The sequence below is a fragment of the Pseudomonas sp. genome, assembly GCF_026224925.1.
Lineage (GTDB): Bacteria > Pseudomonadota > Gammaproteobacteria > Pseudomonadales > Pseudomonadaceae > Aquipseudomonas.
The window spans coordinates 1-7,184 of record NZ_JAMFRV010000296.1 but is presented as its reverse complement, the minus strand read 5'-3'; the positions used below and the strand labels follow the sequence as shown (position 1 = coordinate 7,184).

9 protein-coding genes are annotated in these 7,184 nt (G+C 55.1%); 5 read left to right on the top strand and 4 right to left on the bottom strand.

The annotated features are described in order from the left end of the window. The 3 genes from M0974_RS12750 to M0974_RS12740 all read left to right on the top strand — a co-directional run. On the top strand, positions 1 to 311 hold a 311-nt coding region (locus M0974_RS12750; RefSeq protein WP_297836839.1), incomplete at its 5' end, for an alpha-E domain-containing protein. Next, positions 308 to 1,114, top strand: a complete 807-nt coding sequence (locus M0974_RS12745) for a transglutaminase family protein (protein WP_297836836.1) — start codon at positions 308 to 310, stop codon at positions 1,112 to 1,114. The genes M0974_RS12750 and M0974_RS12745, both read left to right, overlap by 4 nt. Positions 1,115 to 1,877: 763 nt before the next feature. Beyond that, a complete protein-coding gene (locus M0974_RS12740; RefSeq protein WP_297836833.1) occupies positions 1,878 to 2,591 on the top strand; it encodes an amidotransferase in 714 nt (237 codons plus the stop codon). Between the two features lie 4 nt (positions 2,592 to 2,595). On the opposite strand, the gene M0974_RS12735 is transcribed toward M0974_RS12740, so the two are convergent. The 3 genes from M0974_RS12735 to M0974_RS12725 form a co-directional block, all read right to left on the bottom strand. Then, the gene (locus tag M0974_RS12735; RefSeq protein WP_297836830.1) at positions 2,596 to 3,567 is read right to left on the bottom strand and encodes a magnesium and cobalt transport protein CorA; all 972 of its coding nucleotides are present in this window, start codon (positions 3,565 to 3,567) and stop codon (positions 2,596 to 2,598) included. Between the two features lie 158 nt (positions 3,568 to 3,725). Beyond that, positions 3,726 to 4,421, bottom strand: a complete 696-nt coding sequence (locus M0974_RS12730) for a crotonase/enoyl-CoA hydratase family protein (protein WP_297836828.1) — start codon at positions 4,419 to 4,421, stop codon at positions 3,726 to 3,728. A gap of 124 nt (positions 4,422 to 4,545) precedes the next feature. After that, the gene (locus M0974_RS12725) at positions 4,546 to 4,839 is read right to left on the bottom strand and encodes a DUF6388 family protein (protein ID WP_297836826.1); all 294 of its coding nucleotides are present in this window, start codon (positions 4,837 to 4,839) and stop codon (positions 4,546 to 4,548) included. A gap of 177 nt (positions 4,840 to 5,016) precedes the next feature. On the opposite strand from M0974_RS12725, the gene M0974_RS12720 reads away from it, so the two are divergent. Next, positions 5,017 to 5,697 carry a GntR family transcriptional regulator gene (locus M0974_RS12720; protein ID WP_297836823.1) on the top strand — a complete coding sequence of 227 codons (681 nt, stop codon included), beginning with the start codon at positions 5,017 to 5,019 and terminating at the stop codon, positions 5,695 to 5,697. A 168-nt stretch (positions 5,698 to 5,865) separates the two neighbouring features. Here the strand turns inward: M0974_RS12720 and M0974_RS12715 are convergent, their stop codons facing one another. Then, positions 5,866 to 6,192 carry an NIPSNAP family protein gene (locus M0974_RS12715; protein ID WP_297836821.1) on the bottom strand — a complete coding sequence of 109 codons (327 nt, stop codon included), beginning with the start codon at positions 6,190 to 6,192 and terminating at the stop codon, positions 5,866 to 5,868. 180 nt (positions 6,193 to 6,372) lie between these two features. Between M0974_RS12715 and M0974_RS12710 the strand changes: the two genes are divergently transcribed. After that, positions 6,373 to 7,184: NAD(P)-dependent oxidoreductase (locus M0974_RS12710; RefSeq protein WP_297836817.1), on the top strand; the 812-nt coding region annotated here is incomplete at its 3' end.

Below are 7,184 nucleotides of genomic sequence, written 5' to 3'. Positions count from 1 at the left end.
TTGAAGCGTACACCGAGCTGTACCGAGATGCGCCAGGCGCGCGGCAGGTCGCCGAATTATTGCTGTTGCGTGCCGACATACCGCGCTCGCTGCGTGCCTGTCTGGAAGAGATTGATGAGACCCTCGCCAGCTTGCCCGGGTCCAACGGTCGTCCTGCGCAACGCTTGGCTGCTCAATTAGATGCGCGCCTGCGTTATACCGGCATCGATGAAATTCTCGGTGAAGGTTTGCATGAATGGTTGAATGAATTCATTCCGTTAGTAGCCCAATTGGGCGACGCTATCCACACTTCGTACCTGGAGGCTGCATGAGACTCTCAATTAGCCACGAAACCACCTATCACTATGAAGATCAGGTGCGTGCCAGTATCCAGTACCTGCGACTGACCCCGCACGACAGCGAACGCCAGCATGTGCTCAGCTGGCAATTGACGCTGCCGCGTCCGGTGCGCGCGCAAGTTGATCCGTTCGGCAATATCCTTCATGTGCTGACGCTCGACGAACCTCACGAGGCGATCATTATCGGCGCTCGTGGCCAGGTCGAGATTGACGAAAAAACCGAGTCCGAGCATGAAAGCCAGTCTGCGCTGCCGTTCTTGCGCTTTACCCGTTTGACCGAACCTGACGAAGCGATTCGCGCGTTCGCGGCCCTGCAGTGTCAAAAGCGCAAGGACCGCACCGCGCTGATCGACTTGATGCATAGCCTGAACCAGCACATGACCTATACGCCGGGTTCCACGGAAGTCGACACCAGCGCTGCCGAAGCTTTCGCTGGTAAAGCGGGTGTGTGTCAGGACCACACCCATGCGTTTCTCGCCTGCGCCCGCAGTTTGGGTGTGCCAGCGCGTTATGTCTCGGGGTACCTGTACAGCGAAGACAGCGAGCATCTGGCGAGTCATGCCTGGGCCGAAGCCTGGATTGACGACGCCTGGTACAGCTTTGATGTGACTAACCAATTGGCTCGTCCTGAACGTCATTTGAAGCTGGCTGTAGGCTTGGACTACCTGGACGCCTGTCCGGTACGTGGCATGCGCAGAGGCGGCGGTTGCGAGCAAATGCACGCCAAGGTATCGGTCTCGCCGATCCGCGCTTCGCAGATGCAAGAACAAGGCTGAAAAAAGCCGATGGCGGTGCGCCTGAGCGCGCCGCTTCAGCTTGTCTTGTGAATAATTCCCTTCGATCCGACGTGCTATCCCCGTCACTCACTGCTAAGTGCCGTCACGCGGCTTCTCAGTATTTAAAAGACAGGTGCACACCGACTGTCCCCGGATTTCACCGAGAACTTTTGTTTGGCGTAGCTGAACGATTAGCCGAACAAACGGGTCATGTTCGGCAAGATCAACACCAGAGTGGTAACGACGACAATGAGTCCCGCCTGACGAATTTTCGAATGTTTGAACATGGCTGATGCCTTTTGTTGTTATTTCCTGAGCGACTGAAGCTCGCCGATTATTGAGCACTTCATTAATCGGGCAGCTGGCAAAGGGGGTGTTGCAGAACAGGTGTCCCGGAAATCCCGGCTACTCAAACGCATGTTTTCTTTTTTTAGCGTTTGCCTGCTATGGAGTTAACCTTAGAGCCCGCGTCTGACTTGGCTTAGATCCAATTAAACTAAATGTTATGTTTTCGTTCCTGAAAAGTTATGAGGCCCATCGCCACCCTCTGATGATCGCCCTTGCTAGACACGTTTAGCATGTCCCGGCGCACTTTGTTAGTACCCTACCGTTCGTCCGAGTAAGCCTGATTCGGGATACTGAGCACACGTCGGAATTTTAATCGTTGGTATTTGCGCAATAGCGTTACGGGTCTTGCCTTGAGGCGGTCATCCAAGGCAGGCTTTAGCGGGCACTATTTCCTTTACCGTTTAGGTGTTTTTTTATGTCGTTACGCATCTGCATTTTGGAAACCGACGTTCTGCGTCCAGAACTGGTTGATCAATATCAAGGTTATGGGCAGATGTTCGAACGGCTGTTTTCACGGCAACCGATTGCAGCGCAGTTCAGCATCTACAACGTCATGCACGGGGTGTATCCGGCCGATGACGAGCATTTCGACGCGTACCTGGTAACGGGCAGCAAGGCCGACTCGTTTGGCAGCGAGCCATGGATTCAAACCCTCAAAACGTATCTGCTGCAACGCTTTGAACTCGGGGACAAATTGCTGGGCATCTGTTTCGGCCATCAGTTACTGGCGCTGCTGTTGGGTGGTAAAAGCGAACGTGCGACCCAGGGCTGGGGCGTCGGTACCCATCGCTATACGCTGGCCCCGGCGGCACCGTGGATGACCCCGGCCATTAATGACCTGACCTTGTTGATAAGCCACCAGGACCAAGTTACCGCGCTCCCGGACAACGCCACCGTCATTGCTTCCAGTGAGTTTTGCCCGTTTGCTGCGTATCACATCAACCATCAGGTGCTGTGCTTCCAAGGCCACCCTGAGTTCATCCACGATTACTCGCGTGCGCTTCTGGAAATTCGCCAGCAGGCCCTCGGTGAGGTGATCTACACCAATGGCGTGGCCAGCCTGGAGCATGAGCACCAAGGTGTAACCGTGGCCGAATGGATGATGCGTTTTGTGGCGCACAGGCTCTAAGCTGCTATAGCCACCCAGACCGTTTGAAGCTGGCATATAAACCGGCGCAGCCCGCGACGATGGTCCCGAGCACTGTGTAATAGCCGTAATGCCAGCTCAGTTCTGGCATGTTCTGGAAGTTCATCCCGTAGATCCCGGCAATCGCCGTTGGGAATGCCAGGATAGCGGCCCATGCGGCAAATTTTCGTTGCACGATGCTTTGCCGCGACGATTCCAGCAGTTGCCCGATTTCGATGGTCTGGCTGGCAATGTCACGCAGGTTGGCCAAGTCTTCCATTTGCCGGGTAACGTGAATCGCCACGTCGCGAAAGTACGGGCGCATGTTCTTGTCGATGAAGGGGAAGGACAGTTTTTGCAGTTCTTCACCGATCTCCACCATGGGTGCCACGTAACGACGCAAGCGCAGCACGTCCCGGCGCAGTGCGTGAATAGTGAGGATGTCGGCTTCAGTCAACACCCCGCCCAACACGCCACCTTCCAAGACATCAAGCTCAGCATGAATAGCTTCGGTGACAGGCTGATAGCACTCGGCGACGAAATCCAACAGAGCGTAGAGTACGAAATCTTCACCGTGCTCCAGCAACAATGGCCGTGCTTCGCAGCGCTGGCGCACCGCCTTGTACGATTTTGAGTGGCCATTGCGCGACGTGATCACGTAGCCCTTGCCGGCAAATATATGTGTCTCGATAAACTCGAGCTTGCCGTTTTCGCGAATTGGCGAATACGTGACAATGAACAGCGCGTCGCCGAAGGTTTCGAGTTTGGGTCGGCTGTGTATTTCGAGGGCGTCTTCGATGGCCAATTCATGCAAATGAAACTGCCGCTGCAAGGTGGCGAGTTCCTCAGCACTGGGCTGCTCCAGGCCGATCCAGACGAAGTGTCTCGGCTTTGCAGCCCATTCGGCGCCTTCGTCGAGGGTGATATCGGTAATTTTTTTTCCGGCGCTGTAAACCGCAGCAGCAACGACTCGGCCCATAGTGGTATCGCTTCTTCTTTTTAGGTTGGCACGCTGTACCAAGGATTGGCACGAAGCGCTTAGCTTACCGTGCTGGTAATGATCAGAGTCAGCAAAGTTTTACGAGTTCACAGCCAATAAAAAGCCCGGCGAATGCCAGGCTGCTTCACGGGAAAAATCTACCCGACAACGGACTGTTGTTGGTCCAACAGGATGGCTTCGTCGAGGGTATCCAGCAGCGCTTTGCGCACTTTCAGTTTGGTGTTTTTGTGCGCCGCCATATTGATCTTCTTCAACTGTATTGCCGCAGCGCGCGCGGTGCTGAGCAGATCGTCGGCACTGACCACTTTGTCGAGAAACCCCGCTTCCAAAGCACCTGCTGGTGTAAACATTTCGCCATTGATCACTGACCGATGAAGGGCCGACTTACTCAGGCGGTCACGGGCCAGTTCGATCCCGGCGTGGTGCATGGTCATGCCAATTTGTACTTCGTTCAGGCCAATGCTGAATGGACCATCCACACCAATGCGGTAGTCCACCGACAGCAACAGAAATGCACCTTTGGCCACTGCGTGCCCAGGGCAAGCAATGATCACCGGAAACGGGTGGGACAACAGGCGTCGCGCCAATGTTGAACCGGCCGTGACCAGATTGATCGCATTCACTGGCCCGGTCATCATCACTTTGAGGTCATAACCTCCCGATAAAATACCCGGCTGGCCAGTAATGATCACCACTGCGCGATCTTGCTCGGCTTGATCCAGCGCGGTGTTAAACGCCGCAATCACGTCCGGCGAGATAGCATTGACCTTGCCATTACTCATGGTCAGGGTGGCGATACCGTCTTCCAGGCTGTACGAAATCAACTCACTCATCACGCGATTCCTTGTGTTTATGTCGGCAGACGTTACCCACCCGCGACCTTAAGGTAAAGCGCTATGACTGACTGGTGAGTCAGGCTTTGGGCGGATGTCATGCAATTGACGACACAGCAAACACTCACTCCTGGATGTCGTTCAACTCGCAGTATTCGGCCCAATCCATCCCCAGCGCTTCGGCAGCCTGGGTGTGCGTTTCGAGGCGCATCGCTTTCAATTGTTCAGGCGACTCCGCAACGAATTGCAATGTCAGCTCCCAAGGCTCGATGCCTTGATCTTCCGCTTCGTCTTCAAACGCCCACTGAATCTGTTGCTTTTGCTCCTCCGGGCTGAGGTCTTTTATCTCATCCTTCAGGCCAGGGTTGGTGATGATGTATTTCGCCAGTGCGGCTTCATTCAAGTCTAATGCGTCCATCTTGTTTTTCCCTTATGCACATTAACGTCGAGCCAAACGGCAACCGGGCGTAGGTTACACCTCTCACGAGTCAGCACAAATGCGAAAGGGAAAGATGAGTTCTTCCGTAGTCTTTTTGCCGCAGCGCGTCATACAATCATACTAATTGCGGCATCACACACGTCTCGGGAATGCACGATGAAAGTTCAACGCCAGGCCTCTTCATTACGCCATCAGGTGCAGGACGCCTTACGCAATGAAATTATCTCCGGCCGCTTCAAACCAGGCGAACGCCTTGTGGAGCAGCAGCTTTATACCGCTTTGGATGTCAGCCGCACGTCGTTGCGCGAGGCCTTGCGCCAGCTGGAAGCTGAGGGCCTGGTTGAGCAAGTGCCGCATCGCGGCGCGTATGTGGCGTCGGTAGATGCCAAGGATGCTATTCAGATTTACGACGTGCGCGGTGCCCTGGAGGTGCTGGCGGTGCGTAATTTCGTTCGGTTTGCCAGCGATGAAGACGTCGTGGAACTGGCAGCAGTCTTCGACGAGTTCGTTCAGCAATCACATACCCCACGGCGCGACGGTACGGCCTTGCTGGACATCAAGCAGCGCTTCTACCACGTGTTACTCGATATTGAGCAGAGCGCCATTGTGGGCGGCATGCTGGAGCAATTGAACAACCGCGTGAGTTTGCTGCGGGCGCTGTCTCTGGGCCGTGAAGGGCGCATGGTGCATATGCTTGCGGAGCTGAAGGAAATCGTTCGTTTGATTCAATTGCGCGATGAGCCGGGCGCCTGTGCCGCAGCGTTGCGCCACGTGGAAAACGCCTCGAAAAATGTTTTGGAGTTACTGGCGCAGACTGCTGCCGCGGATAAGGTGTGAAGCGTTCCGCTGCCTATCGAATAATGCGTAACCCATTGACCTGCAAATATTAAATTGTAGAAGCGGGCTTGCTCGCGATGGATCGCGAAGGGGTCCCCAATGCCTGCTGCGGTCGAGCGCGACCCCGGAGAGATCGCGAGCATGCCCGCTCCCACAAAGAAGCAGTTTTTAACGCAGCGCCGAGTAAGCCGTCGGCGTCAGAAACTGGTTCTCGATGCGCTCAACAATGATCGCCTGCGCTTCGCTTTCAGCACGCTTGGCGATCCATTCAGGGTCCGATTGGAAGGCGTTCCATTTTGTCTCGCGCTCGGCCAGGCTGGCCCATTTCAACATGTAAGTCAGCGACTGATTGGTCGGCCCGGCCAGCGTGGTCCAGAAGCCCAACTGTTCGATTCCGTACTTCTCGAAAAAACCGAATGTGGTCTTGGTAAAGCGCTCGTGCAACGCGGGAAGGCGACCCGGTGCGCAATGGTAAATCCGCATTTCGATAATCATTTGAAACCCTCGATGAGATGCCGATCGGCTGACGATTAGAAAAATCCAGGCTGACTAGCCTATTGACGGATTGTATGACAGTCGTATAGTTTTAGTCCAACTCCCGGCCTGCGTGAAGACGCGATAGTGTTGTCCATATCTGCTGGCGATACTCGACAAAAAAACAATAGGGCATTTGAAATGACTCAACCGCAACGGATTGGCTTCATCGGGCTTGGAATGATGGGGCTGCCGATGACGACTTGCTTGTCCAAGGCGGGGCATGCACTGTTCCTCGCGGACGTAGACGCAGGGCGATTGTCTGAAATCGTCACCACTCTTAATGCCACGCGCCTCGACGCTGACAACGCAAAGTCCCTCGATGTCCTGATCACCATGTTGCCCAACTCGGCCATTGTCGAAAGCGTGCTGCTCGGCAACCAAAGTACCCACGGTTGGGCTGCTGCATTGCCGCGCGGCGCAGTGGTGATCGACATGAGCTCCTCCGAACCCGCACGCTCCCGTGAGCTGGGTTTGAAGCTGAAAGAACTGGGCCTCGACTACTTGGACGCACCGGTTTCCGGAGGCGTTAAACGCGCGGTCGATGGCACCTTGGCGATTCTGGTGGGCGGCGAGTCCGCTGTCATGGAGCGCTGCCGTGAACTACTAGACGCCATGGGCAAAAACATTTTGCACATCGGCACTGCCGGATCAGGTCACGCGGCCAAGGCGTTGAATAACTATGTGTCGGCGGCCGGGTTGATAGCCACTGTCGAAGCGCTTCACGTAGCCAAGCGCTTCGGTATCGAGCCCGAGGTGATGGTCGACGTGCTCAATGCATCCAGTGGGCGTAGCAATACGTCAGAAAACAAGGCTAAGCAATTCATGCTCAGCGGCTCGTTTGCGTCCGGTTTTTCGATGCAACTGATGAATAAGGATTTGAAAATCGCCCGAGGCCTGTCCGACACCGTGGGTTACTCCATGCGCCTAGGTAAACCTGCGATAGCCCTCTG